17 protein-coding genes are annotated in these 26,506 nt (G+C 33.5%); 15 read left to right on the top strand and 2 right to left on the bottom strand.

Annotated features, from left to right (window positions below):
• Positions 1–9: 9 nt before the first annotated feature.
• From C794_RS15875 to C794_RS15820, 12 genes are all read left to right on the top strand, one after another.
• Entirely contained in the window at positions 10–1,323 is a 1,314-nt protein-coding gene (locus C794_RS15875) for a UDP-glucose dehydrogenase family protein (RefSeq protein WP_017798149.1), read from the top strand.
• Positions 1,324–1,720: 397 nt separating this feature from the next.
• Entirely contained in the window at positions 1,721–2,842 is a 1,122-nt protein-coding gene (locus C794_RS15870; protein ID WP_017798148.1) for a glycosyltransferase, read from the top strand.
• A gap of 22 nt (positions 2,843–2,864) precedes the next feature.
• Positions 2,865–4,025 (top strand): glycosyltransferase, encoded by a 1,161-nt coding sequence (locus tag C794_RS15865; protein ID WP_017798147.1) that lies wholly within the window; start codon positions 2,865–2,867, stop codon positions 4,023–4,025.
• A complete protein-coding gene (locus tag C794_RS15860) occupies positions 4,009–4,791 on the top strand; it encodes a glycosyltransferase family 2 protein (protein ID WP_017798146.1) in 783 nt (260 codons plus the stop codon). The genes C794_RS15865 and C794_RS15860 overlap by 17 nt, the downstream gene beginning before the upstream one ends.
• A gap of 138 nt (positions 4,792–4,929) precedes the next feature.
• Positions 4,930–5,712, top strand: coding sequence for an ABC transporter permease (locus C794_RS15855; RefSeq protein WP_017798145.1), 783 nt, complete (start codon positions 4,930–4,932; stop codon positions 5,710–5,712).
• 14 nt (positions 5,713–5,726) lie between these two features.
• On the top strand, positions 5,727–7,292 hold the full coding sequence (locus tag C794_RS15850; protein WP_017798144.1) for an ABC transporter ATP-binding protein: 1,566 nt from the start codon (positions 5,727–5,729) through the stop codon (positions 7,290–7,292).
• 53 nt (positions 7,293–7,345) lie between these two features.
• A complete protein-coding gene (locus C794_RS15845; protein WP_017798143.1) occupies positions 7,346–9,283 on the top strand; it encodes a glycosyltransferase family 2 protein in 1,938 nt (645 codons plus the stop codon).
• On the top strand, positions 9,276–11,381 hold the full coding sequence (locus C794_RS15840; RefSeq protein ID WP_017798142.1) for a glycosyltransferase family 2 protein: 2,106 nt from the start codon (positions 9,276–9,278) through the stop codon (positions 11,379–11,381). Before C794_RS15845 ends, C794_RS15840 begins: the two co-directional genes overlap by 8 nt.
• Positions 11,382–11,403: 22 nt before the next feature.
• Positions 11,404–12,786: an ATP-grasp fold amidoligase family protein gene (locus C794_RS15835; protein WP_017798141.1), complete on the top strand. Its 1,383-nt coding sequence runs from the start codon at positions 11,404–11,406 to the stop codon at positions 12,784–12,786.
• An 18-nt stretch (positions 12,787–12,804) separates the two neighbouring features.
• Complete coding sequence (locus tag C794_RS15830) at positions 12,805–14,424, top strand: acylphosphatase (RefSeq protein WP_017798140.1); 1,620 nt, start codon at positions 12,805–12,807, stop codon at positions 14,422–14,424.
• Between the two features lie 21 nt (positions 14,425–14,445).
• Entirely contained in the window at positions 14,446–16,098 is a 1,653-nt protein-coding gene (locus C794_RS15825) for an acylphosphatase (RefSeq protein WP_017798139.1), read from the top strand.
• Between the two features lie 19 nt (positions 16,099–16,117).
• Positions 16,118–17,149 carry a CapA family protein gene (locus C794_RS15820; protein ID WP_017798138.1) on the top strand — a complete coding sequence of 344 codons (1,032 nt, stop codon included), beginning with the start codon at positions 16,118–16,120 and terminating at the stop codon, positions 17,147–17,149.
• A 62-nt stretch (positions 17,150–17,211) separates the two neighbouring features.
• Here the strand turns inward: C794_RS15820 and C794_RS15815 are convergent, their stop codons facing one another.
• Complete coding sequence (locus tag C794_RS15815) at positions 17,212–18,876, bottom strand: ATP-binding protein (protein ID WP_017798137.1); 1,665 nt, start codon at positions 18,874–18,876, stop codon at positions 17,212–17,214.
• A gap of 158 nt (positions 18,877–19,034) precedes the next feature.
• On the opposite strand from C794_RS15815, the gene C794_RS15810 reads away from it, so the two are divergent.
• Both C794_RS15810 and C794_RS15805 read left to right on the top strand, forming a co-directional pair.
• Positions 19,035–20,480 (top strand): acylphosphatase, encoded by a 1,446-nt coding sequence (locus C794_RS15810; RefSeq protein WP_017798136.1) that lies wholly within the window; start codon positions 19,035–19,037, stop codon positions 20,478–20,480.
• Between the two features lie 23 nt (positions 20,481–20,503).
• A complete protein-coding gene (locus C794_RS15805; protein WP_017798135.1) occupies positions 20,504–21,694 on the top strand; it encodes a YheC/YheD family protein in 1,191 nt (396 codons plus the stop codon).
• A 94-nt stretch (positions 21,695–21,788) separates the two neighbouring features.
• On the opposite strand, the gene C794_RS15800 is transcribed toward C794_RS15805, so the two are convergent.
• Entirely contained in the window at positions 21,789–22,802 is a 1,014-nt protein-coding gene (locus C794_RS15800) for a YheC/YheD family protein (RefSeq protein WP_017798134.1), read from the bottom strand.
• A gap of 177 nt (positions 22,803–22,979) precedes the next feature.
• Here C794_RS15800 and C794_RS15795 point away from each other — a divergent pair, with 177 nt between their 5' ends.
• On the top strand, positions 22,980–26,384 hold the full coding sequence (locus C794_RS15795; protein WP_017798133.1) for a peptidoglycan-binding protein: 3,405 nt from the start codon (positions 22,980–22,982) through the stop codon (positions 26,382–26,384).
• The last annotated feature ends 122 nt before the right edge of the window (positions 26,385–26,506 follow it).

Here is a 26,506-nt window from a genome sequence, read left to right as displayed (position 1 = left end):
GAGGTTACAATGGAAGTAGCGGTTATTGGTACAGGATATGTAGGGTTAGTTACAGGTGCTTGCTTGGCTGAGAAGGGTCATCGAGTTCATTGTATTGACATTGATGAATCAAGAGTTCAGCAACTTAACAATGCAATTAGTCCTATATATGAAGAAGGTATCGAGGAACTGTTAAAAAACGGAATAAAAAGAGATAATCTGTTTTTCACAACAGATTATGAAGAAGGGTTACATCAGAAAGACATTGTGTTTCTAGCTGTAGGTACCCCTGAATCAGAGGATGGTTCAGCTGATTTATCTTATTTATATAAAGCTAGTGAAACAATGGCGCATTATATTAATCGAGATATTACTGTAGTAATAAAAAGTACAGTACCTGTAGGGACTGGTGAACAAATTGATGAGAAATTAAATTCAATAGTAAAACCAGGTGTTAATATAAGAATGGCTTCAAACCCAGAATTTTTAAGGCAAGGTACTGCAGTATACGATACATTCCATGCAGATAGAATTATTGTCGGAGCAAATCATCCAGAAGCTAAAAAACAGTTAGAAGAATTATATCATTCTTTTCATCTTCCCATTGTAGTAACGGATATAAAAAGTGCAGAGATGATTAAATATACAGCTAACTCTTTTTTAGCAATGAAAATCAGTTTTATTAATGAAATAGCTAATCTATCTGAAAAGTTAGGTGCTAATATAGAATCCGTAACAGAAGGGATTGGGATGGATAAACGTATTGGTTCTTCATTTTTAAACGCTGGCATTGGGTTTGGTGGATCTTGCTTTCCGAAAGATACGAAAGCAATGGTTCATATTGCTGAATCAGTGGAAATGCCACTTTCTCTTATTGAAGAGGTAATTAAAGTAAACGAAAAGCAACGAGAAGTTCTCGTTGATAAAGTTAGAAGTCGTTTTAAATCTTTAGAAGGATTAGAAGTAGCAGTACTTGGGCTGTCATTTAAGCCAAATACCGATGATATGAGAGAAGCAGCCTCTATATCTATAATACGTAAATTGGTGCAAGAAGGCGTAAAAGTGACAGCTTTTGACCCTGTGGCTATGGAACGAGCAAAGCAAGTACTACCAGAACAGGTGAATTATACTGATAGTTTAGAGGAAGCAATTAAAGAAAAAGATGCAACATTGATTGTTACGGAATGGAATCAAATTAAAGATTTCCCACTTGAAAAATATGTTGAATTAATGGCTACTCCTATTATTATGGATGGAAGAAATTGCTTTGAGATGAAAGAAGTTCAAAAATACGAAATAGAATACCATTCAATTGGTAGAAAAACAATTAATAACTTATCATAATGGACAGAAATAGAGGCCTATTTAAAAACTTTACTTTATGAAAATCGCTGTAAAAGTATACTGATTATCAACTATCGGCTAGAGGGCCTCTATTTACTTAATATGTATTTGGAGTCCCTCTTTAGCCACCATTCTACAAGGGTCTACATAAAAAAAACAACAATTCTGTATCACAAATCCGCAATTATATACTAGTGTATTATTAAATTATCCCCATTCAATCATTATTAATCTCCATCATCTATATATTAGCCAAATCCATTATGAAGTAATATTCCCACTGAATGAAGCTTTCTTTAATGAGACATATTTGTAATGTTATCGACAATTTATTTATTATGGCCCCTATGGTATAATTCGTTCAGTGTAAACGCAATTTACTTAAAAGGAATGAAGTATGGTGCATAGAAAAAAAGTGGTCTTTTTTATTTATCAAATGGGCTCTGGCGGGGCTGCAAGAACCATGCTTAATATATTAAATAATATAGATTTGGAAGCGTTCGAACCGGTTCTAGTGACTTGCAATTACAATGGTGATTATGAAAAATATTTAAATGAAGAAATTAAGTTTATCAAACTACCAACAAAGCGTTTAAGGTCAGCGATTTTACCTTTATCAAAAATTATAAGAGATGAAAAAGCAGATATTGTTTTTAGTACTATCCCTAATTATAATATTGTTGCTATTCTTGCAAGATTACTCTCTTTCACTAAAGCAAAAAACATCGTCCGAGAAGCAGCATTTTTAGGTGGAAGTAAGAAAATGGAAGTAAAATTGAAAATATATGGATTATTTTATCTGTTTGCCAAAAAAGTAGTTGCTCTATCGAATGGAGTTAAGGAGAACATTATTGAACAATATAAGGTACCTTCAAATAAAGTGTGTGTAATCTATAATCCAGTTGATATAGAGGGAATCGAGCTACAGACTAACATTAATCTTCTGTCAAAAGAACATCAAAGTATTTTTTTGGGGGAGAATAAAGTTGTTATTACAGCTGGGCGGTTTGTAGATGATAAAGATCATATAACTTTAATTTATGCTTTTCAAAAACTCCAAGAAAAAGTTAAAGCTAACTTGGTTATCCTTGGTGAAGGTGAATTGGAAGAAAAGCTAACTTCTTTAGTCAAGCAACTAAAAATAGAGGATAAGGTATACTTTATCGGATTCCAAGAGAACCCATATGTTTATTTCCATCATTCAGATGTATTTGCACTAACTTCTAAGAGAGAAGGCTTTGGACATGTGTTAACAGAAGCATTAGCTACCGGCGTTCCAGTAGTATCTACGAGAGCTAAACCAGGTGCAGAAGAAGTATTAGATAGCGGGAAATATGGACTACTAATAGAGGTAGGAGATATCGATGCGCTAACCTCAAATTTAGAGAAGGTCCTTCAGTGGGACGAGCATCAGAAGAAAGAAGTAACAGAATTAGGTTTAAAGAGAGTAAAAGAATTTCAGGCTAGTAAAATTGTAAAACAATATGAACAATTGTTTAAAGAAACTATAGATGATTAGTATTAGGAGTTGAAAAGAAGTAATGACTACTTCAAATCGTGTCGTTCAGCTAACAACAGTACATCATCCTTATGATCCGAGGATTTATCATAAAGAATGTAAATCTTTACAAAAAGCAGGTTTTGAAGTGTTTTTACTTGCGAAGGAAGACAAAAATAGCGAACGTAAGGAAGAACCTATAAAGCATATAAAGCTCAAGAGTTATACAAGCAGACTGAAAAGAATGACTATCGGCGCGTTAGCTGCGTATAAGCAAGCAAAAAAATTAAATGCTGATGTTTATCATTTTCACGATCCGGAATTGCTTCCAATTGGTTGGTTATTAAAAAACAAAAATAATCATGTGATATATGATATTCATGAAGACTATATAACAAGTATTATGCAGAAAGATTATGTGTCTCGACCAATTCGAAAATTAATCGCATTTACGTATAAAACAATGGAAAGATTCTTTTCAAAAAATATGGAGCTTTGTCTGGCTGAAAAATATTACCAAGATATTTATCCGACAGGGAAATGTATTTTAAACTATCCAACGATAAACCAGAAGTTTAGCGAGCACAAACGAACTGGTACATCAGAAAACAAATTACTATATACAGGAAATGTAACCTTAGATAGAGGTGCTTTAATACATGCTAGAATTCCTGTTATTGATGAGCGTATGGAAGTTTATTATGTAGGAAAATGTCCGAGTACATTAGCTGAGCAAATTTATAACAAAGCTGCTACCAAAAAAGATAATATTCAAATTGAAGGTATAGATCAGTTTGTAGAAAAAGAAGATATTGAAGAAAGATACTTACAATATAATTGGTTAGCTGGAATCGCTCTTTTTCCACCTACTGAACACTATATGAAAAAAGAATTGACCAAGTTCTTTGAATATATGAATGCCGGCATACCAGTTATATGTTCGAACTTCCCGGTATGGGAAAATTTCATAAATAAACATCAATGTGGAATTACTGTGGATCCATACAATGATCAGGAAATAAAAGATGCTATTTCTTATTTAGTAGAGAATCCGGATAAAGCTCAAGAAATGGGTGCAAATGGAAAGAAAGCAGTTCAACATGAGTTGAACTGGGAAGTAGAAGAAAATAAATTAATTACATGGTATTCGGATTTAATACGGTTCAACCAAGGTGAAAGAGATGGTGATGGCAATGGTATCTAATACACCATTGGTTTCTGTAATCACACCAACATTTAATTCAAGTGAATTTATTGCAGAGACAATTCAATCCGTAGTGGCTCAAACATATACGAACTGGGAAATGATTATTGTCGATGACTGTTCTACGGATAACACAGTTGAAAAAGTAAAAGAATACCAAGACAAAGACAATCGTATTCATTTATATGAATTAAAACAAAATAGTGGTTCAGCAATTGCTAGGAATACCGCAATGGACCATGCGGAAGGCAGATATATTGCGTTTTTAGACAGTGATGATTTATGGCTACCAGAAAAATTGGCTAAACAACTATCCTTTATGAAAGAAAAAGATATCGCTTTTTCATTTACAAAGTATACTCGTATTCTTGAAGATGGTACGAAAACAAATGCAGTAAGTACTACTCCAGAATCTGTAAACTATGATGATTTAATGAAAAGGTGTGTAATTGGCTGCCTCACTGTTATGCTTGACCGTGATAAAATAGGAGAGATGCGTATGGTAAATATACGCACTAGGCAGGATTATGCTTTTTGGCTTCAAATTACAAAAAAAGGTTATTTAGCGTATGGGCTACCAGAGATACTCTCGGAGTATCGCTTAGTTGATAATTCAATTTCAAGTAATAAATGGAAAGCAGCGAAAAGAAACTGGTATGTTTTTCGTAAAATTGAGAACCAAAGTTTAATTAAAAGTATATATTACTTCACTCATTATGTTATTCGTTCCTTAATGGATTTATGGAGATGGAAAACAAAGCGTTAAGGTATTAATTTGTAAAAGATATTTTATCTTTTTACAGTTTAGTTTTATAATATAAAGGTTAGGAATTATTTCTTAACAAGTTATTAACAGCTTATGACAAATTTTTGTTTAAGTTTAGTAGGCGGTGTCATTGTTAAAATGAAAAGTTATATTCATGAAATGTTACGAAGAAAAGATTTATTATACTACTTAGTAAAATCTGGGTTAAAAGCAGAGCACAGAAATAGTTATTTAGGATATTTTTGGTGGTTATTAGATCCGCTATTAAACGTAATGGTGTATTACTTCTTAGTAATTATCATATTAGGAAGAGGAGACGATCATCCGAATTATCCTTTATTCCTTGTTGTTGGTTTAGTTGCTTGGCGTTGGGTATCTACAAGTATAAATTCTTCTTCTAAATCTATTTTAAGATATAGTTCAATTATAAATCAGGTATCCTTACCGAAGGCCTTGTTCCCAATATCATTTACCTTAACGCAGTTGTTTAATTTTGCATTCGGACTTGTTGTAATTGCGATTTTTTTAGCTGTTTATGGAATTATGCCTGATTGGCATATTGTTTACTTACCAATGATTATATTAATTCAGTTAGTGTTTCAATTAATGTTGGGTCTGATTTTAGGTTATATCACAATATTTGTTAGAGACTTAGAAAATGTACTTACTTATGTTACTCGAGTATTTTTCTATGCGTCACCGATTATTTGGGTAGGAGGACGTCTGCCGGAAGAGTATAGCTTTTTTGTAGATTATAACCCAATTGCAATTTTAGTAACATCTTATCGAGATGTTTTAATTGACCATCAAGTACCAAATTTAATTGGACTCGCAATTATATTCGCTCTCAGTGTGATTTTAGGAGTTGTAATGATTAGACACTATAGTAAAAATGAACATAAAATTATTAAGGCTTTATAAAAAGAGGGTTTATTATGGAAGAACATAATGACAAGAACAATAAACATCATAATACAGTGATTACATCTAAAAATATTGGTGTATCATTTGATAATGGTAATCAAAAGGATGATATTAAATCCCTTGTCTTTAATATGTTTAAACGAAAAGAAGCAAAAAATAAGAAAGAGAAAGTCTGGCCATTAAAAGATATCAATTTTACTGGTAGCCAAGGAGAAATCCTTGGGATTATTGGCTCTAATGGAGCAGGAAAAACAACATTAAGTAAAATTATCGCTGGGATCCTGCAGCAGGACAAAGGAACAATGGACGTGGACGGGAATGTAACTGCATTGTTTTCCTTTGGTATGGGCTTTAACAAAGAACTCACTGGAAGAGAAAATGTTTACTTAAATGGAATGATGTTAGGGATAAATAAAGAATTAATTTCCAAATATATCGATGCTATTCATGAATTCTCAGAAATTGGACAGTTCTTTGAACAACCAATGAAATATTATTCCAGTGGTATGAAAGCAAGATTAGGTTTTAGCGTTGCTTCTCATTTACACCCAGAGATTCTTATTCTAGACGAGGCGTTAAATACTGGGGATGCGAAATTCGGTAAAAAAGCTGCAGAGAAACTTAAAGAATTAGTTGCGAATGCTAAAATGGTTATTATCGTTACCCATAGCTTACGATATGCACAAAGAAATTGTGATAGGTTAATGTGGCTTGACAATGGTGAAGTAAGAGAAATTGGAGATCCAAAAACAATAATAGAAAATTATAAAAAAACGGTGCCTACTCCTCCTAAACGCAAAAGAAGTTTGCAACTTACGAAAACGGAAACGACAATAGGTTCCAAAGAGGTTGTTAGAGCAGAGAATGTTGGTGTTTCCTTTAATTTGAACAATAATAAGGAAGAATACTGGGCACTTAGAAATGTGGACTTTAAAATTAATGAAGGTGAAGTTGTTGGTATTATCGGACATAATGGAGCGGGAAAAAGTACATTATGTAAAGTATTGACTAACATTTTACGTCCTGATGAAGGAAACATTAAGGTAACAGGGAAAACTTCTTCATTATTAGGATATGGTACAGGGTTTAATGCTCAATTAACTGGGACAGATAATATTTATTTGAATGCCATGTTGTTAGGTATTTCTAAACAGCGAGTTCACGATAAATACGATGAGATTGTAGAGTTTTCTGGATTAAAGAAAGCAATCGATAAACCAGTTAAACAGTATTCTGCGGGAATGAAATCTAGACTTGGATTTAGTATTGCAGCAATATTGAAACCTGATATTTTCATCATTGATGAGGCATTATCTACAGGAGACTTAGCTTTTCAGCAAAAAGCAAGTGAACGTATCCAAGAAATGATGGAACATGCAAAAGCAGTTATTATTGTTTCACATAGTATGGGATTTGTCGAAAAGGTCTGTACGAGAGGTATTTGGATGGAACAAGGGCAGGTGCGATTTGACGGATCTGCAGAACAGGCAGTAGCAAAATATCGAGAATCACTAGGTATAATAAAGAAAAACAGGGTAGTTAAGAAGACTGTAAAAAGGTCTAATACGAATAATTAAAAATACTATCTCTTACAGTATTAATGAATCAATGCAAAATGGTGGTGGCTAGATTGTCAAAAGTAAAAAGAATAATAGAAGGTCCTGTTGATTGGTTTCTATATACTGTAATGGGGGAGAAACAACGGAAGTTTATATTAAATTCCATCAATGATAAGCAAAAAGAAAAATTAAAACGACTGTTGCTAGGAAAAAAAGATAGACAGAGACAAGAATTAAAACAAATAAAATTTCATCTATATAATTTAGGATTTATAGACCAAAGTCTTCAAGAATTAAAAAATTATATGCAAAATACAGATTCTCCGTATTTTAAACGTATGGCTGCTTGGGAGCTAGTGCTGTGGCATGCGAATCAATATAGTGAAATAGATGCGAATAAAGCACTCCAGTACATGGAAACAGTGGAGGATGGAGAAACAAACACAGATCAAATAAGAAGGATTGCCATTATAAAAGCTGAACTTCTTGATATGATTGGTCAACCTGCAGAAGGTGTTACTGTTATACAAAAAGCATTAGAAAATGGGGCTCACCCGGACTTATATTTAGCAATGGCAAATTTAAAATCAGATTTACGTGAGCGCTTTGAATGGATCAATCATGCTTTTGCAATGTACGATCTAAATGAGATAGAAATTGATGTTGATGAAGAACAAGTATATGATTCATTGCAAACCAGAGGACATATAGAGACAAGAAGTAACGGACCGTTAGTATCTGTAATTATTCCAGCATACAATGCGGAAGACGGCATTCAGATTGCTATAGAGTCCATCCTTTCTCAAAGCTGGACCAACTTAGAATTATTGATTGTAGACGATTGTAGTCCAGATGATACATTGAATGTGATTAAAGCTTATGAACAAAAAGACTCAAGGGTGAAAGTATTTCAAACGCCAAGTAACAGTGGTCCTTATGTCGCTAGAAATATTGCTTTACAACATGCAAAAGGCGATTTTGTTACGATAAACGATTCTGATGATTGGTCACATGCTTCAAAAATTGAAGTACAAGCACTACATTTAATGGCGCACGAACAGATTATAGCAAATACTTCGGAACATGCTCGAATAACAGAAGACATGAAGCTATACAGAAGAGGAACTCCTGGGAAATATATTTTTCCAAATATGTCATCGATTATGTTTAGAAGAGAACCTGTTTTACAAAAGATTGGTTACTGGGATAGTGTTCGCTTTGCTGCTGATGGAGAATTCAAACGCAGGTTACTGAAACAGTTTGGAACAGGTGCTTACGTCGATTTAAATACAGGCCCATTATCATTGCCAAGGCAGTCAGTTACTTCTTTAACAGGTAGCTCTGCATTTGGTTATAATGGATTCTTTATGGGCGTACGGAAAGAGTATGTAGAGTCTTTAGAGCATTATCATCATCATGCTGAAAGCCTATATTATTCTTACCCGATGGTGAATCGTCCCTACCCAGTTCCGGAACCAATGTGGCCAGAAAGAGAAGAGAAAACTAATGGAATACGCTCATTTAATATTGTCATTGCAGCAGATTACAGGCAGATGGATGATTCAGAGATAAACGTATTTAATCAATTACTAGATGAGTATTCTCATACTAAAATTGGTTTAGTTCAAGTCTTTCATTATGACTTAAATTTAAAAGCAAAAATAGAAGAACGAGTAAGAAATAAAGTAGATGGAAAGCATAATCACTTTATAGTATACGGTGAAAAAATTCACACGAAATACCTGATTATAATTGACCCAACTACATTCTCTATTTCTCAAAAATACGTACCACAAATAACAACAGATCATTTGAAAGCAATTCTCACAAACAAAGTTGATGATGAGGCCAGCGATGACGTTACTCATATAAAAGAGAATTTAACAAATTATTTTCAATCAAACGTTGCCTGGTATGCAATAAATCACGAAGTGCAGCAGTCTCTTAAGATGATACCAAGCGAATCATTTGGAGGAGTTTGGGATAAAGGATGTATCAATAATGACTAAAGATACGGATAATTATAATCAAAATCTTCTTCATTCACGTTTGAAACAAATGGAACAGGAATTACATGTTCTTAAAAGCAAAAATAAATTAGTAGAAGGTCAACTAGCTGCGTATAGAAGAGAATTCTATTTAGCTAGAAACATAATTGAACAATTATCAAATATGAAAAATGGAGGTATAGTCGTTGCAAAGGCTATACCTGCTTATGCATTACGTAGAAGAAATTTTAAAAAAATATATAGCAAGAGCTATAAATTGAAAGATGCTCGAAATAGTCTAAAGAAATATAAACAGTATTTATATGATTTAGGCTTTGAATCAAGAGCATTAAAGGATCTTTATCGGCTATATATGTATGAAAGTAATGTATATTTAAAAAAGGCAGCTGCTTGGGAATTAGCTATGTGGTATTCCAATAAACAGACAGTGGATGGAGCTAAAGAAGCTTTGCCTTATTTGGAAGTTGCATCTCAGAATGAAACGAATTTGGATATATTGCGACAGATAGCTATACAAAAGGCGGAAGCCCACCGAATGTTAGGTCATCAGGATAAAGGACTTCGAATATTGAAACAAGTATTAATCAATTCAAATAATAATATCCATACCGATGTATTGTTGGCTATTGCAAACCTCTGCAGTAACGAGAATGATCGTTTATTTTGGATAAATGAAGTAATGAAGGTTTATGATTTAGACCCAATTACCTTGAGCGGTATAGGAGAGAAAAGTCTCTACCATCGTTTGCATAGTTATCATACTCCTATTCAGGAAAATAAGCTTCCAAAAGTAACAATTATAATTCCAGCTTATAACTCTGAATTAGGGATTCAAGTAACGCTACATTCTTTAGTAAATCAATCATGGGAAAATCTTGAGATTATCGTAGTAAATGATTGTAGCACTGATAATACGGTAGAGGAAGTTAAAAAATGGATGAAGATAGATGAGCGTATTTCTTTATTGTCTACAGCTGCAAATTCAGGTCCATATGTGGCAAGAAACATAGCTTTACGTGAAGCTACTGGGGAATTTGTTACGATCAATGATGCAGATGATTGGGCGCATCCTCAAAAAATTGAAAAACAAGTGAGACATTTACTAAGTGATGAATCTGTTATAGCTAACAGCTCGAAACATATTAGAGTTACCGAAGATCTACTTATCCATCGAAGAGGACAAGAAGGAAAATATATCTTCTCTAACATGTCATCAATAATGTTTCGTCGGACGAAGGTTATGAAGAAGGTTGGTTATTGGGATCCAGTAAGATTTGCAGGGGATAGTGAGTATAAGAAACGTTTGATTAGGGTTTTTGGGGAAGAAAAAATAGTAGATCTAAACACAGGCCCATTGGGATTATCACTACAATCAGAAGGTTCTTTAACTGGAGGATCGGTATACGGATACAGTGGGTTTATGAAGGGCGCTCGTAAGGAATATGCAGAAGCTCATCAATATGCCCATGCACATATGAATACTTATTATTTACCTTATAACATAGAAGAAAGGTTCTTCCCTGTACCAAGCCCAATGAAACCTAATCGATCGAAAGATGCTAAACACATGGTTGATATTGCGTTCGTTGCTGACTTTCGGATTTTAGACACTTTTATATGTAATCAATTGGAGCAATTCAAAGAACAAGGGTACAAAGTTGGTTTAATTCAAATGGGCAAGTATGATCTTGGTTTAAAGAAGCTTATCCATACTAATTATAGAGAAATGATAGATGGTATTCATGTAGAAATGTTAGTTTATGGTGAAAAAGTTTATAGTGACCTAACTATTGTATACAATCCCTTAGTATTTCAAGAAAGACAATCTTACGTTCCTGAAATAAGTACAAAAGTAACAAGGGTTATTGTAAATGAAGTGCCAAATAACAAAGATTCGAATTATAATTTAAGGAAATGCGCACAACAAATTCAGCGATATACAAAATGTAAGACAAAATGGATGCCATTAAATCAAAAGGTTCGTGAACAATTAAGCGAAAAGCAAGCAACTGTATTGAGATATATTCAACTTTCACATGAGAATTGGAAGCTCGAAAATAATTGTAAATGTCCTAATATAAGTGACTGGGTGTTATGAACGGATGGGAGGGATTTAGAACATGAATCATTCTACGGAACAAGGCTATGCTGAACAATTAGATCAACTTATCGAAACAGAAGCAAAGGTAAATAAGACCAAAGCTGAAATCAAAAAACATGAAAAGTTAATTAAACAGATTGTAGAAAGTAAGTCATTAAAGAAAACTGCAAGGCTTCGGAAGTTAACTTCTTCTAATAAAGAGAAGGATATATACATCAAAAATTTAGAAGAAGAAATCATGACGTACCACTTTAAATTATCAACATTAAAAGAAGAATCAGATCGACTTCGCATGCAGATGCAAAGGTTTGATTATGAAAGCATTTGGAGATACGCAAAAAACAAAAAAGATAATGGTGAGATTATCGAGTTGCTAAATCAATATATTAATCAACATAGTATAGCCGATGAAAACTTCAACCATTTATTACAATCTGTTGCAAGAATATTTAGCTCAGAACCATATGAATACAAAAAACATATTTACCAAAAATTATTTGAAGTTTTAAAAGAAAAAACACCAGAATTTATGGTACGATCAGCGTTTTCAAATGATAATTTTTCATTGAAGAAAGTTGCATCTTATCGAGCAAGTTTAACGAATCGAATGAGGCAGTATCAAATTATTGGTGAACTTCCTGAAATGCTCTTAGATGATAAGAAAACTGCTTATCGCTTTATGGAATCTCAACAAGTTCGCATACCTTGGTCTAGTTCGGAATCCTACACGTATAAGCAAATTCCTCAGCAAGCTAATATGGTAATTAAACCTGTAGACGGGGCTGGTGGAAGAGGAGTTTATATTGTTAACGACATTAATGATATAATAAATGTGAAAAATGCCGAAAGACTGTCGAATTGGGATTTACTACTAAACCGCATGGAAAAAGATATATTAGAGAATAGAGTAGAAAAAGACCAATGGATAATAGAAGAATTAATTTTAGAGAACAAAAATGATAAGATTCCAGCTAGAGATATTAAATTTTATTGTTTTTATGGCCAAGTAGGTCTAGTACTAGAAATCATCCGCACACCAGAAACGAAATATTGCTGGTGGGATGCTGAAGGGAACAGAGTGTTTACTGGGAAGTATAATAACAGTTTGTTTGAAGGGACAGGCGTATCGAACGATGAGATGGAATTAGCAGCACAAATTAGTTCCCTGATACCCGCTCCATTTATTCGTATCGATTTCCTGAAGTCTGAGGATGGGTTAGTATTTGGAGAATTCACCCCAAAACCAGGGAATTATGATGAGTTTGATAATGAAACAGATGAATTATTAGGGAATTACTTTTTAAAAGCGCAAGGTAAACTCGAATATGATTTAATAAATGGAAAACAATTTTTAGACTATAAAAAAATAAAACAAATAGCGAATAATGGTAGTGCAGGATAGGTTTTAGGAGGATAATAAATGAATGAGAATAATACAGAATGGCTATCACACCTTTCTGAAGAAATAGTTGCTGATGCACATGGAAATTTACTTGATGCTTATGTAATAGCTCTAGAAGGTTGGAGAAGAGGGCTTAAATTACGGTGGCATGTTAAAGATTCTGAGAAATTTAGTGAAATGAGAACTTGGTTTGTTGATAGACCTGGACAATTATTTTCATTAAGCTCTGATCAAAAGACACACTACTTCTTCCGTACAAGAGGAGATAAAGTCTCTAATGAGGCTGTAGATATAGGTAAAGATAAAGAAAAAACAAAGAAGATACTTTCTGAGGACGGTGTAAGGGTACCGAATGGAAGGCAATTTACGAAAGAGAAAACAAATCAAGAAATTATCGAGTTTGCAGGCCAAATTGGTTATCCAATTGTCATTAAACCGACAGATGGTAGCTTTGGAAGAGGTGTGATATCTAATATATCTAGTTCTGGAGAATTAGCGTATTCATTAGATTACTTAAGGAATGAACTAGGGTATGAAGATATTATCCTCGAACAATTTATACCAGGAAATGATTACAGGCTTTATGTAGTTGGGAAAAAAGTAGTAGCTGCAATGCATCGTATGCCTCCAAATGTTATAGGAGATGGCGTAAATACCGTAAGAGCATTAATTGATATTAAGAATGACGAACGAAAACTGAATCCAAGACTGGTAAGTTGTTTAATAAAAGCTGATAATGAATGCATTGATTATATCGGTAGGCATGGTTATACCTTAGAGTCAGTACCGGATAATGGAGAACAAGTATTTCTTAATTCTAAAGGTAACATTTCATTAGGTGGCGATCCTATTGATGTCTTTGATGAGCTTCCACGGCATATAAAGGACTATGCTGTAAAAGCTGTTCAAGCTGTACCAGGACTTCATCACGGTGCAGTTGATATGATTTTTGACCCTAATACAAATGAGTCATATATTATAGAGTTAAATCCAACCTCACAATTAGGAGGTTTATTATACCCTATTCAAGGTAAGTCAAGAGATATTCCAAATGCGATTATCGATTATTACTTTCCAGAAACTATATCAGAAAAGGAGAAAACAAATACCTTTTTTGATTTTCATGATGTTCTTGATCCACTTCAAAATAGAGATGCTGTTGTTACAACGGTAACCCCTTGTCCACAGGATAAAATATATATGAAAAAATATATTGCTACTGGTAATGTACAAGAGCTAGGGTATCATCGGGGTTTAAGGAAACATGCGTTTGAACGTTTTCTCCATGGGTATATTATGAGAATGGATAATGGCGATATAGAAGTAGTAGTTGGAGGTACTGACCCCGAAATGGTAGATGACTTCAAACATGCTTTTTGGGAAGATGAAGAAAGAGCACAAGTAATTGAAGTTAGAGAAGAGCCTTATGATGAACCGCTAAAGGTCGGATTTGAAATAAAGACAGATTTGAAGACACAATTGGAAGAATTGCAGATGTATAAACAAGAGTTAGAAGCAACAGAAAAAGCGCTTAAAAAAGCAGAATTAGAACGTAGAAAGTATTATGAAAGTTTCTCTTGGAAAGCAACGACGCCAGTTCGTGCCGTGGGTTCCATGTTTAAAAAGTTAAGGAAGTAAGGAAAATAGGAGGAATAAAGAATGAAAGAAAGACCATTAGGAATAAGTCTTCCTCATTTAACAAATGAAATAACTAAAAATGCAAGAAAAACAAGACTTGATGCTTTTGCAGTAGCATTAGAAGGTTGGAGAAGAGGACTAAAATTAAAGTGGTACACAAAAGACTCTGAGCATTTTCAAGATATGATCATATTTGGAGTGAATCCACCAGGACGACTATTTTCACTTTCCTCTGACGAAAAAACTCATTACTTCTTTCGAACCCGTGGAGATCTTGTTTCCAATGAAGCTGTAGACATAGGTTCTGAGAAAGATGATACAAAAATCTACATGGAAAAAGCAGGGGTGCCAATTCCTTTAGGAAAGGGTTTTGAGCCGGAAACTCCAAATAAGGAAATTATTGAATATAGTAAGACCTTGGGTTATCCTCTAGTTCTTAAACCAACCAATGCGAGCCTTGGAAATGGCGTAGTAACGAATATAAAAAATGAAGAGCAATTAATAAAAGCATTGCATTATGTGAGAACTGAATTAGATTATAAAGAAGTGATTGTAGAACAATATGTGAGTGGTAAAGAATATCGTGTATATGTTGTTGGTGACGAAGTAGTTGCAGCTTATAATCGCGTACCTGCCAATATTATTGGGGATGGAGAACATAATATTGAAGAATTAATCGATATGAAGAATAATGTTCGAAAACAGAATGCTCGGCTAAACAGCTGTCTTATTCATATGGATGTAGAAATCTTGGAATTTATTGAAGAGGCAGGGTATAGCTTGCAGAGCGTTCCGGAAAAAGGAAAAGTAATTTACTTACGTGAAAAAACAAATGTATCCTCTGGTGGAGATCCAGTAGATGTAACTGACAGTCTTCCGAAAGAGTATAAAAAAATTGCAATTGATGCTTTGAAGGCCGTACCAGATTTTCCACACGGGGGAGTAGACATCATTGTTAATGATCGCGGAGATCTAAAAGGCGCAGCGGTGGTTATAGAATTAAACCCAACAGCTCAAATTGGAGGTGCCCTATATCCAATTGAAGGAAAAGCAAGAGATATTCCTAAAGCGATTATTGATTATTATTTCCCTGAAACAAAAGGTAAAGTAGACACGAGAAAATCGAAAGTATATTTTGATTTAATTACATTGCTAGAACCTCTTGAAAATAGAGCAGCTTTAGAAGTAGAGGTAGCTCCCGCACCAATAGGAGAACTTTATGCGAAACAATATATAGTAAAAGGGAATGTACAAAGATATAACTTCCATAAATGGTTGAAACAGCAAGCAATACAACAGAACATACATGGTTACGTTAAAAGTATTGTATTCGATGAAATTGAAATAGTAGTAGCTAGTACCGATAAAAAGAGTATTGAAGGTTTTAAAGATATTATACAAGGGTACCCACAAGGATCAAATATTTCAAAAATAAAAGAGGAAGTATACGAAGATCCAATCACAGTTGGATTCGAAATTTCTGAACAGTATAATACAAATAATGTACGATCTGTTCAACATGCTTTACGTAAAATGGATAGAGATTTGCAACGGATGAGGAAATTAAAAGATCGTGCTGATAAAGACATGAAACATATTTTAAGAAGTAGTTCTTGGAAATATACAGAACCTGTCAGGAAACTGGGCGGAATAATAAAGGCAAAAAATAAGTAAAGGGGATAGAGGTGTTACTATGTCGAAGGTGAAACTTGTAGCTACTGGTGATGTTCTTTTGCATTCCAGAATTTATGACATTAGTAAAAAAAACGGTAAATATGATTTTAAAGACAAAATGGCTCCTGCACAAAAGTTGCTTAGTAGGGGCGACGTATCAATTGTTAATTTAGAATCTATAGTAGCGGGAGAGGAGCTTGGTCTATCTTCTTTCCCGGAATTTAATAATCCGATAGAGTTAGCTGAAAATCTGCAAGAATTTGGGACCGATATAGTTACTAATTCAAATAATCATAGTTTGGATTATGGTGAAGAAGGCGTGTTGAAATCAATTAGGAACTTAGAAAGTATTGGATTAGATTATGTTGGATCACACAAATCAAAGAAAGATCAGCGGAAATTCCGGATTATTGAAAAAAATGGTATTAAAATTGCTGTGCTATCGTACACTGCTGTAACATTAGGTAAGAATCCACCAAAAAAGAAAGAGTATTTATTGAATCGAATTGTAAAGGGATCAACAGCAGGTATTAGAAGAGAGATAGAACGTTTAAAAAAAGAAGAGAATCCAGATGTTGTAGTTGTTGCTACTCACTTTGGAAGAGAATATGCACTTATACCAGGTTCTATGCAAGTTGATATTGCTTCTTCATTGTCTGATGCTGGAGCGGATATTATACTTGGACATCATCCACATGTATTGCAACCTGCTGAATGGATTACTAATTCACGTGGGAATAAAACCTTTGTTATCTATTCATTAGGGAATTTCTATTCTGGTCAAAAAGGCCTCTATCGTCAAATTGGGGGAGCATTATCAATAGATATTGAAAAGAATTCGGACAGCAAGATTAATATTACAAATCCTAAAATTGATTTGACATTTGTAGCGGCAAGTAAAAAAGAAAATTATCAAATGCATCATTTTAATAAATTTATTGAAAAAAACCCTTATATTAAAACTATACATGATACATTTGATAGTCTAGAAATATATAGCGAATTAAATAATCGATTAACGAAATGGATGCCAGAGTTAGAAGTAAGATAACTAAAAAAGTCCTGAGTCACCCTATAATTTGGGCGGATCGGACTTTTTTTGATAAACGAGTATTATTTTTTTCGTGTTAATTTCCTGATTGGTTTGGTGATTTTCCAAGAAGTACTACTTTCCATTAATTTAAGTCTTTTCTTCAATTGCTTATTTTGTTTTTGAGTTATATCTAATATTCTCTCTCTTTTTTCATATTCAGCAACTTTCCGAACAAGTTGTTGATAATCTGATTTAAGATTACTATATTTCTTCATATATACATTTGTAGAAGACGTAACCTCATTAATAGAATCTTGAACTTTATTATCATGAATATGAAAACCGTGAGGGATAGAGGTAGTACGTTTCTTAGTTATAATATCATATTTCTTACTAAATTTAGTTATATATTTATCTAAGCTATTTTTAAATTGTCCAATCTTATTTTTATTTCCTCCAACGATAATAGAGATATCACCATTATTTAACGGTTTTATATAACCACTAACTTGGTTATTATAAGCTATTCGCTTGACTCGAGCTGCAAATTGATCGGTTAATTTTACGCCATTTATTAAATAACGTGTTAATAAGATTGGACCTTCTGGTTTCTTTGTTATGCGTATTTCCGCAGCTTCTCTGCTTATACAGGAATCATAAATATAGTCATAATCAATAAACATCTTAAAGGAGTCTAAACGATTATAATTTTTGGTTTCAGGAAAGTAAAAATCAATTAAGCTGCTAGGGATATCCCTAGCTTGACCTTCCATTGGAAATAGATGCTGTGTAATATGAGCTCGAGAATTGATTTCAATAATGACTGCCTTGTTATTAGCTTCATCAACCATCAAATCTATGCCACAATGGGGGAGTGAGTCAAAACAATTAGTTGCATCAATCGCAATTTGTTTAATATTTTCAGACAGTTGATCTGTTATATCAATAGAGTCACCACCGGCCGATACATTATTTTTCGTTTTAATATACAGTAATTCCCCATCAGGTAGAACAGAATCCAATGTATATCCTGCTCTTCGAATAAGCGTTTTTGTTTCATCATCTATTTTAATTGGTCTATTTGTTAATGACGGGAGTTGGGAACGATACTTATTCTTATTTTCTATTAATTCCTTTATAGTTTCATTTCCGTTTCCAATAATATTTGCTTTTATTCTCTTTAATGCTGCAATAACATGTCCATCTACTACATAAATTCGATAATCTTCACCTTCAAAATACTTTTCAAGAATAATCTTAGGTGACTTTAACTTTTCTCGCACATATTTTAAAGCTTCTACTAACTCGTCTTTATTTTGAATTCCTGCAATAACGCCTTTTCCGCCTGTACCAGATACAGGCTTTACTACTACGGGATAATCAATTTCTGTTGCATAGCTAACTATTTCTTCTGTAGTAGCTGCTTCTTCAAATTCTTTACCTTGAGGGGTTGGTACTTTATATTTATTCAGGATTTGTTTAGTCGTTACTTTATTTTTAGTAAGTTCCTTAGCTTCCTTAGAAACCAAATCACCTCTTGTAGCACTGAAATGATGAACTTTATTACCATTACTAATTGAATAGTAAGGTTCTATCGATCCAGATTTTTCTTTTAATATCCGTATGTTAATATCTAATCCTCTACGCCAGGCTTCTAAAATTATACTATATGTGCTCAACATATAATTATTTGCTTTTTCAGGTATGTCATGATCTAAACTTTCTAAAAAGCGACTGTCTGCCATATCTATTCCCCCTTACTTATAGGTATCATTCCCCAATAATATTATACCATAGTTGCTTATTCATTCCATTTTGTAGTTATAGCTTTTTATTTATAGTGTATTTAAATATAATATATAGTATAGAATGTTTCAACTATAAGAATTTGAGGAGAATGTTAATGAAATCTCAAGAAGTGGTACTTCTTCCACACTTAAATAAAAGAGTAGTAAAAGATATAACAGGATTTAAGTTATGTTCATATTTAGTGGCACTAGAAGGTTGGAGAAGAGGATTAACGCTTATATGGTATAATGATGAAACAAGTAAATGTAAATTAGACCGTTTAAACAGTAGTACACACGGGAAATTTTACTCATTGAGTGATGGCAATAAAACACATTATTTTTTCCGTTCCAGAGGCGATAAAGTAACTAATAAAGCCGTTAGAATTTGTCAGGATAAAGAAGAAACAAAATCATATCTGGAGAAAAGCAATGTACCAATTCCCTTAGGAAAAGTATTAGAGGAAGACAATGATATCATAAACTATGCCAATGAAATAAATTATCCAGTAATTATAAAACCTCTCAAGGGGAGTATGGGTAAAGGTGTTTATACAAATATTAATTCAGAACAAGAATTGAAGGGTATATTGAAAGAATTGAGGTCTAAATTTTCCTACAAGGAGTATTTAGTTGAAAAACATTATCCTGGTGAAGAGTATCGTATTTATGTAGTTGGAAATCAAGTGATTGGTGCTACGAACAGAAAGCCAGCTAATATTATTGGGGATGGAAAGCATACTGTAGAAAAACTAATTGATCTAAAGAATGAAGAAAGAAAGAAGAATCCATATTTATCACCTAAACCAATTAAGGCAGATTATGAGATAACATTCATGCTTGAGAGAGTAGGGTATGATTTAAATAGTGTGCCTGAAAAAGGGGAACATGTAATTTTAAGAGAGAAAAGTAACCTTTCTTCTGGTGGTGATCCCGTTGAAGCTACTGACAAATTATCTACATCTGTAAGACAGATTGCCGTAGATGCATTAAAAGCATTGCCTTCTATTCCTCACGGTGGCGTCGATATAATTGTAGATCCAAGCGATCAGAGTAAAGGTGTCGTACTCGAAATCAATGCAACTGCTGAAATTGGATTCCATCCATTCCCTTTAACTGGTGAATCAAAGGATGTACCAGCAGCAATTATTGATTATTATTTCCCGGAAACAAAGGGAAAATACAGATCACCATTTTATTTTGATTATCTAAGTTTATTAGAGCCTTTAAAAAGTTGGGCAGTAGAAGAGTTAAAGGTTGTAAAAACACCCAAAAAGGACATCTATGCTAGGAAATATATAGTAACTGGTCAACTTAATAAAGTTGGATATATGACTTATATAAGAAGACAAGCTTTAAGAAGAAATCTTTATGGTTATGCTAAGAAAATAACAAAGAATGAAGTAGAGATTTATCTTATTAGTGAAAGCCAGAAATCAATTGAAGATTTTAAAGAATTTGTTCAAAAAGGATCAAGAAAATCAATAGTAAAAAATATTGAAGATAAAGAAGTCGTATTTTCTGGGAAACCTACAAAAACTGGTTTTCGAATAATAAGCTAAGAATAGGAAAGTGGGATATATTTATGCAAGAAATTGGTTTTATGACAAATTTCAATCAACCGACAAAATTAGCAACCATCACAGCACTGATTGCTAAATCCTATGATATTGATTTAATATACTTAAGACCAAAAGATGTAGACATAGATTCTGGTATGGTACGTGGGAAGGTATTGAATAATGGAAAATGGAAAACCAAATCAACGAAGGTACCTAGATTTATTGATATTTCTCCCTATTGCTTTAAAAAGAGCAATAGGGAGATTATGGATTATCTCAAAGACAACACATTTCTGTCAGATAATAGAGAGAACACTCTTAGTAAACAAAAATTACAAGACATATTAAAAGAAGATAATAATTTTTCTCATTTAGTTATTCCAACCCAAAAAGTAAAAACATTTGAAGAACTGTTGAACTATTTAAAGCTTTATAAAAAAACAGTATTGAAACCTATTAGGGGACTTCGAGGAAAAGGTGTACATTTCTTGGAAGTGGAAAACGAAGATACTTTTAGACTTGGTTATCAGACAGAAATGAAAATCATGAATCTACAAGAGCTTGAAGAATTTTATTATCATACTATTCACCGAAAAGGTTACATTCTCCAAAAATATGTGTCATCAAGGACGACTCAAGGAGATCCATTTGATTGTAGAATCCATGTCGAAAAAGATGGCAGTGGAAATTGGTCAGTTGCAAAAATGTATATAAGAATCGGAATTGGACAATCAATTATTTCTAATGTTAACCAAGGAGGAGGAATAAGTGACCCAAAACCTTTTCTAAAAGCTAATTTTAATAATAATTGGTCTGAAATATATGATTCTTTAAAGGAAGTAGGAAAGTCAATTCCTAAAAAGATGGAGGAATTGAGAAATACACATATTATGTATATGGGAATGGATATAGGAATTGATCGTAGTGGAAAATTATATTTATTTGAAGTGAACGATGGCCCAAGCACAATTGCTTTAATTTCTGAAGTAGCATATCACAGAAGTAATTATTATTCCTATGCGCTAAGAGAACTATTGAGTATTCCAGACAAAGATAAAAACAGTAGCCAATTAAATCAATTGCAACAAGAAGTAAAACAATTGAGATTAGAAAATAAGCAAAAAGACAAAGAAATAAATCAAATAAAGTCAAGTACATCTTGGAAAATGACTAGACTTATTCGTATAGTTGGAAAGCTATTTAAAAATAAGTAATTTCATTTGAGCTCCTTACTCAACACTTTCTACCTATAAATGTACTTATGAATAAAGCAGACTGTCGAAAAATTTGTCGATAGTCTGCTTTTGTTTAATTCTTGCTAAGCTTTTTGTTTTTTAATATATAGTTGTAATAATCGGACTTAATATTGGCTAATTCGCCTTCACCAAATTCAACACCAGGCGCAGAATTCACCTCAAACAAGTACACATTTCCTTTTTTATCAATCCCTAGGTCAATTCCAAGAAAAGAAGTTTTCTTCTTAAATAACTGTTCAATCTTTTCAGGTAAATTTTCCGCTATATAATCAATTTGTTCTTTAATTTCATTCCAGTTTTCGGGATAATTATATTTTAGAAATGGTATTAGCTTGTTCACACTTCCGCCCTGTGCAACATTCGAAACTACTTTATTACCAGACCCTATACGGACTAAATTTATAACTACTTCCCAATTACCTTCACCATTTTTTTCAAGACGAATTCGGCAATCAAACGGATCACCGTTACTCGTTGTGGACTCTACATATTTCTGCCCGAGGTAATTATTGGGAATAATCTGTTTTTGTAGAAATGTTTCCATTTCGGCTTGATTAAATATTTTTTCCTCACAATCTTGTGTTACATGATAACCATCTTCTACAATATTGATCATATAAATCCCTTGTCCTTTATGCCCCTTCTTTGGCTTTAAAATCACTTTGTTATAATCTTCTACTAGTAAACAAAAATCATTTTCACTATTTATTAATAGTGTAGGAGGTACGATTTTAGCAAATTGTCCATCATCAATAAGTTTTTTATATACGCTTTCTTTTGAACCAAACCTCCTTGGCGATGATAGGGTACTCTTTTTTTTCAAATAATCCATAGTATCTTTATATTTATAACAATAGGCGTTCAAGTCAATATATTCAGGAATAGGGACGGTAATAGATTCCCAACGATTATTTAATAGTATCTTTCCGCTAATCTTTCCATCTTTTGTGTCTACTTGTGAAGGATGGCAGTATATTATATCGATTCCATAATATTTACTGGCTTTTGCTAGCAATCGTACGAATTCAAAGGGCTTTTTATAGTTTCTCATATAGCATAAGTACATAATGTTCACTCCATTTATTTAAATAAAGGTTTATATGGTACTATACACTAAATTGTAGTTACATAATCTTAAATAATAATTACAAATTAGATACAATATTGTAATTTTATTTATTGTAAACCTTTACCAATACTAGATTAGTAAGTTAGTATAAGTATAAAGGAGGTGAGAACTAAAGTGACAAGAAAGAATTTCGTAATAGTATTGATATGTATTATGGTTTTGTTTCACTTTAGTCCAGCAATTACTCATGCCAATATGGCGAGTAATGGAGAAAAAGAGCAAGCTTCTCAAACAGAAAATCAATCTAGTAAAGAGGTAAATAATGATACGGATGACTCTCAAAAAGGTGATTTTCAAGAGGAACCCGAAGAAGATAATAACGAATCTTCTCATGAAAAAGAAAACTCTTCATTCCAAAATGATAAAGAAGTAGAGAATAAAGAGGAAGAAGAATCTAACGAAGAACAGAATTCAGATGACAATTCTTCGGAAGAAAAAGAAACAACTCCTCGAGAGGAAGAGGGGAAGACAGATTCTGAGCAGGTAGAAGCTTTTGCAGCGACAGTCTCCCTTCCATATGAAAAAGGAGATCGCCATGAAGATCTTGTAGAAATCAAAGAAAAATTAAATCACATAGGATTTGATGGTATATCTGAGACGGATTACTTCGGTGATTGGACAGAGACTCGTGTGAGGCAATTCCAAGAATACTATCAACTTTCTGTGACAGGAAAAGTGGACCAGGAAACCATCAATAAGTTAGATAGTGTGTATAACAGTCCCTTCCAACTTGGTAAACGTCATGAAGATACAAAAATAATCAAAGAACAGCTGAATAGTATTGGATATGGCTATATTAGTGTAACGACATTATTTGGAGATTACATGGAGAGCCAAGTGAAGAAATTCCAAGGCGATCATGGCCTTCGCGTAAATGGAATAGCAGATGAACGCACTCTAGCGAAGCTAGAAGAACTCGCATCTACGGATGTGTTTGAACTAGGAGACCGTCATAATGCACTTATCTCTATCAAGCAAAAGTTAAATGCGATTGGATTTGATGGTATATCCGAGACCAATTACTTTGGAAGTTGGACAGAGACTCGTGTTAAACAATTTCAAGAATACTATGGTTTGAGTGTTGACGGGAAAATAGGTCCAGCAACACAAGAGAAACTAAATAGTGTTTACAATAGCCCCTTCCAGAATGGCAAACGTCATGAAGATACAAAAGCGATCAAAGAACAGCTCAATAGTATCGGATATGGCTATATTACTGTAACGACATTATTTGGAGATTACATGGAAAGTCAAGTGAAGCAGTTCCAACGTGACCATGGATTGCGAGTAAATGGAATAGCGGATGAACCAACGTTAAGGAAGCTAGAGGAGTTGGCATCTACGGATGTATTTGAGTATGGAGATCGACATAATGCGCTTATCTCTATCAAGCAGAAGTTAAATAGAGTCGGATTTGATGGTATATCCGAGACTAACTACTTTGGAAGTTGGACAGAAACCCGTGTCAAACAATTCCAAGAATATTATCACCTAACCGTATCAGGAAAGATAGATGGTTCTACCCAAGATAAACTTGAGGAAGTCTTTAATAGTCCTTTCCAAGAAGGAGAACGTCATGAAGATACAGTAGAATTAAAAGAAAAACTGAATCGCCTAGGATATGGCCATATTACAGTATCCACATTATATGGAAGTTTTACAGAAACTCAAGTGAGAAAATTCCAACAGGATCACGGTCTTGTGGTGAATGGTATAGCAGACGAGATCACTTGGTTAAAACTTGATGAAACTTATTATAATTCAAGCTTTCAATTAGGAGATCGTCATGATGATATTATTAAAATTAAACAACAATTAAATGCGATTGGATTTGGTGGTATCTCTGAGACTAATTATTTTGGAGAATGGACACAAACCCGTGTTAAACAATTTCAACAATATTATCAGCTAACCGTAACAGGAAAAGTAGATCATACTACTGAAGAAAAAATTTCAAGCGTCTATAATAGTCCCTTTCAGAATGGTAAACGCCATGATGGAACCGTAGAATTAAAAGAGAAATTAAATCATATTGGTTTTGGTTATATTACGGTATCTACATTATTTGGTAGTTTTACTGAAACTCAAGTAAGAAACTTTCAAGAGCACTATGGGCTGCGTGTAAATGGGATAGCAGATGAAGTTACTTTTGCTAAGATTGATGAAATTTATAATAGTCCATTACAATTAGGGAATAGACATCCAGATATCATAACCTTAAAAGAAAACCTAAATAATTTAGGTTATGATGGGATCGCTATAAGTGATTACTTTGGTGATTGGACAGAAAAAAGACTGAAGGAATTCCAAAAGGATTATGGCCTTCCAGTTAGTGGTATTGCAGATGAGATTACATTAGCAAAAATTGAAGAAGCTAGTGAAAATCGTTGGATTATAGAATATACGCCTTATCCAACCACATTATCTCAAACTCTAACTAGGCAAATGGCTGTGAGTCCCCAGACAGATGCGTATCGTAACTCTCCAGCTTATGTTCATAAGAATTATATTGAACTAAGTAGAACAGCTGCTATTACGGGGTCTAGTGTCAACTTACGCACTGCTCCACAATTAATTAGTAATGTTGCATTTAATGTAAGTAATGGAACATCAATAGATTATATTGAGGAAGTAACGGGTGCCGTTTATAGTGGTAGTAATAAATGGTACAAAATTCGATACAGAAGCCAAGTTGTGTATGTTCACTCATCCTTGGCCAATATAAATACACTCGTTGGAAGAACAACAGCGAACGTTAATGTACGATCTGCAAAGAGCAGCAGCAGCCATTCTTATGGTGTGATTCCAAGAGGAACAACGGTAAACATAGTAGAAGAAGGTGGAACTTGGCACGGGATTTCTTATCAAACATGGAGAAATGCTCCTGAACAAGATGTCTTACAGTACCTAGATCCGGATAACAATGATATTTTCCAACATCTTGTCCTCTCAGAAAGTGTTGGCGTGACAGCATCTTCATTAAATAATGTTCTCTCTGGTAAGGGTATCTTAAGTGGAAAAGGCCAGTCATTTATCAGTGCAAGTCGTCAACATGGTGTTAACGAAGTATATCTAATCTCACATGCATTATTAGAGACTGGGCATGGAACTTCAGATTTAGCTACTGGAATTGAAGTAGGTAAAAATAGTAGTGGAAATCCAGTGTTGGTAACATCATCTAATAGATCTAGTCTTACGAATATTAAAACATCCTATAATATGTTTGGTATCGGTGCAGTAGATAGTAATGCAAGAGCAGGTGGAGCTATTCGTGCATATAATGAAGGTTGGTTTTCTCCTGAACAAGCAATTATAGGAGGAGCTAAATTTATTGGAGAAGGGTATATCCATGGTGGACAAGATACCCTTTACAAAATGCGTTGGAATCCGGCTAATCCTGCTACTCATCAATATGCTACAGATATTGCTTGGGCAACAAAACAGGTAAATAATATTAAAAATATTTATGATCAATTGGATAATCCAATGTATAAATTCGATATTCCACAATACCGTTAATACTGATGATAATCACCACTGACAATTCTTTGTCAGTGGTTTTTACTATATTTCTACATTAAAACACCTAATCTATTAAAAATATGATAAAATGTACAAGGATATACAAAACTCCTTGAAAA

It is taken from the genome of Oceanobacillus kimchii X50, assembly GCF_000340475.1.
In the GTDB taxonomy this organism is placed as follows: Bacteria; Bacillota; Bacilli; order Bacillales; family Amphibacillaceae; genus Oceanobacillus; species Oceanobacillus kimchii.
Note: the sequence above shows the minus strand (reverse complement) of the source record. Positions and strands in the feature narration are given on the sequence as shown.

Excerpts from the sequence above, each read along its gene's own strand:
- C794_RS15875 (WP_017798149.1), top strand. The coding sequence starts at position 10 with ATGGAAGTAGCGGTTATTGGTACAGGATATGTAGGGTTAGTTACAGGT.
- C794_RS15870 (WP_017798148.1), top strand. The coding sequence starts at position 1,721 with ATGGTGCATAGAAAAAAAGTGGTCTTTTTTATTTATCAAATGGGCTCT.
- C794_RS15865 (WP_017798147.1), top strand. The coding sequence starts at position 2,865 with ATGACTACTTCAAATCGTGTCGTTCAGCTAACAACAGTACATCATCCT.
- C794_RS15860 (WP_017798146.1), top strand. The coding sequence starts at position 4,009 with ATGGCAATGGTATCTAATACACCATTGGTTTCTGTAATCACACCAACA.
- C794_RS15855 (WP_017798145.1), top strand. The coding sequence starts at position 4,930 with ATGAAAAGTTATATTCATGAAATGTTACGAAGAAAAGATTTATTATAC.
- C794_RS15850 (WP_017798144.1), top strand. The coding sequence starts at position 5,727 with ATGGAAGAACATAATGACAAGAACAATAAACATCATAATACAGTGATT.
- C794_RS15840 (WP_017798142.1), top strand. The coding sequence starts at position 9,276 with ATGACTAAAGATACGGATAATTATAATCAAAATCTTCTTCATTCACGT.
- C794_RS15835 (WP_017798141.1), top strand. The coding sequence starts at position 11,404 with ATGAATCATTCTACGGAACAAGGCTATGCTGAACAATTAGATCAACTT.
- C794_RS15830 (WP_017798140.1), top strand. The coding sequence starts at position 12,805 with ATGAATGAGAATAATACAGAATGGCTATCACACCTTTCTGAAGAAATA.
- C794_RS15825 (WP_017798139.1), top strand. The coding sequence starts at position 14,446 with ATGAAAGAAAGACCATTAGGAATAAGTCTTCCTCATTTAACAAATGAA.
- C794_RS15820 (WP_017798138.1), top strand. The coding sequence starts at position 16,118 with ATGTCGAAGGTGAAACTTGTAGCTACTGGTGATGTTCTTTTGCATTCC.
- C794_RS15815 (WP_017798137.1), bottom strand. The coding sequence starts at position 18,876 with ATGGCAGACAGTCGCTTTTTAGAAAGTTTAGATCATGACATACCTGAA.
- C794_RS15810 (WP_017798136.1), top strand. The coding sequence starts at position 19,035 with ATGAAATCTCAAGAAGTGGTACTTCTTCCACACTTAAATAAAAGAGTA.
- C794_RS15805 (WP_017798135.1), top strand. The coding sequence starts at position 20,504 with ATGCAAGAAATTGGTTTTATGACAAATTTCAATCAACCGACAAAATTA.
- C794_RS15800 (WP_017798134.1), bottom strand. The coding sequence starts at position 22,802 with ATGTACTTATGCTATATGAGAAACTATAAAAAGCCCTTTGAATTCGTA.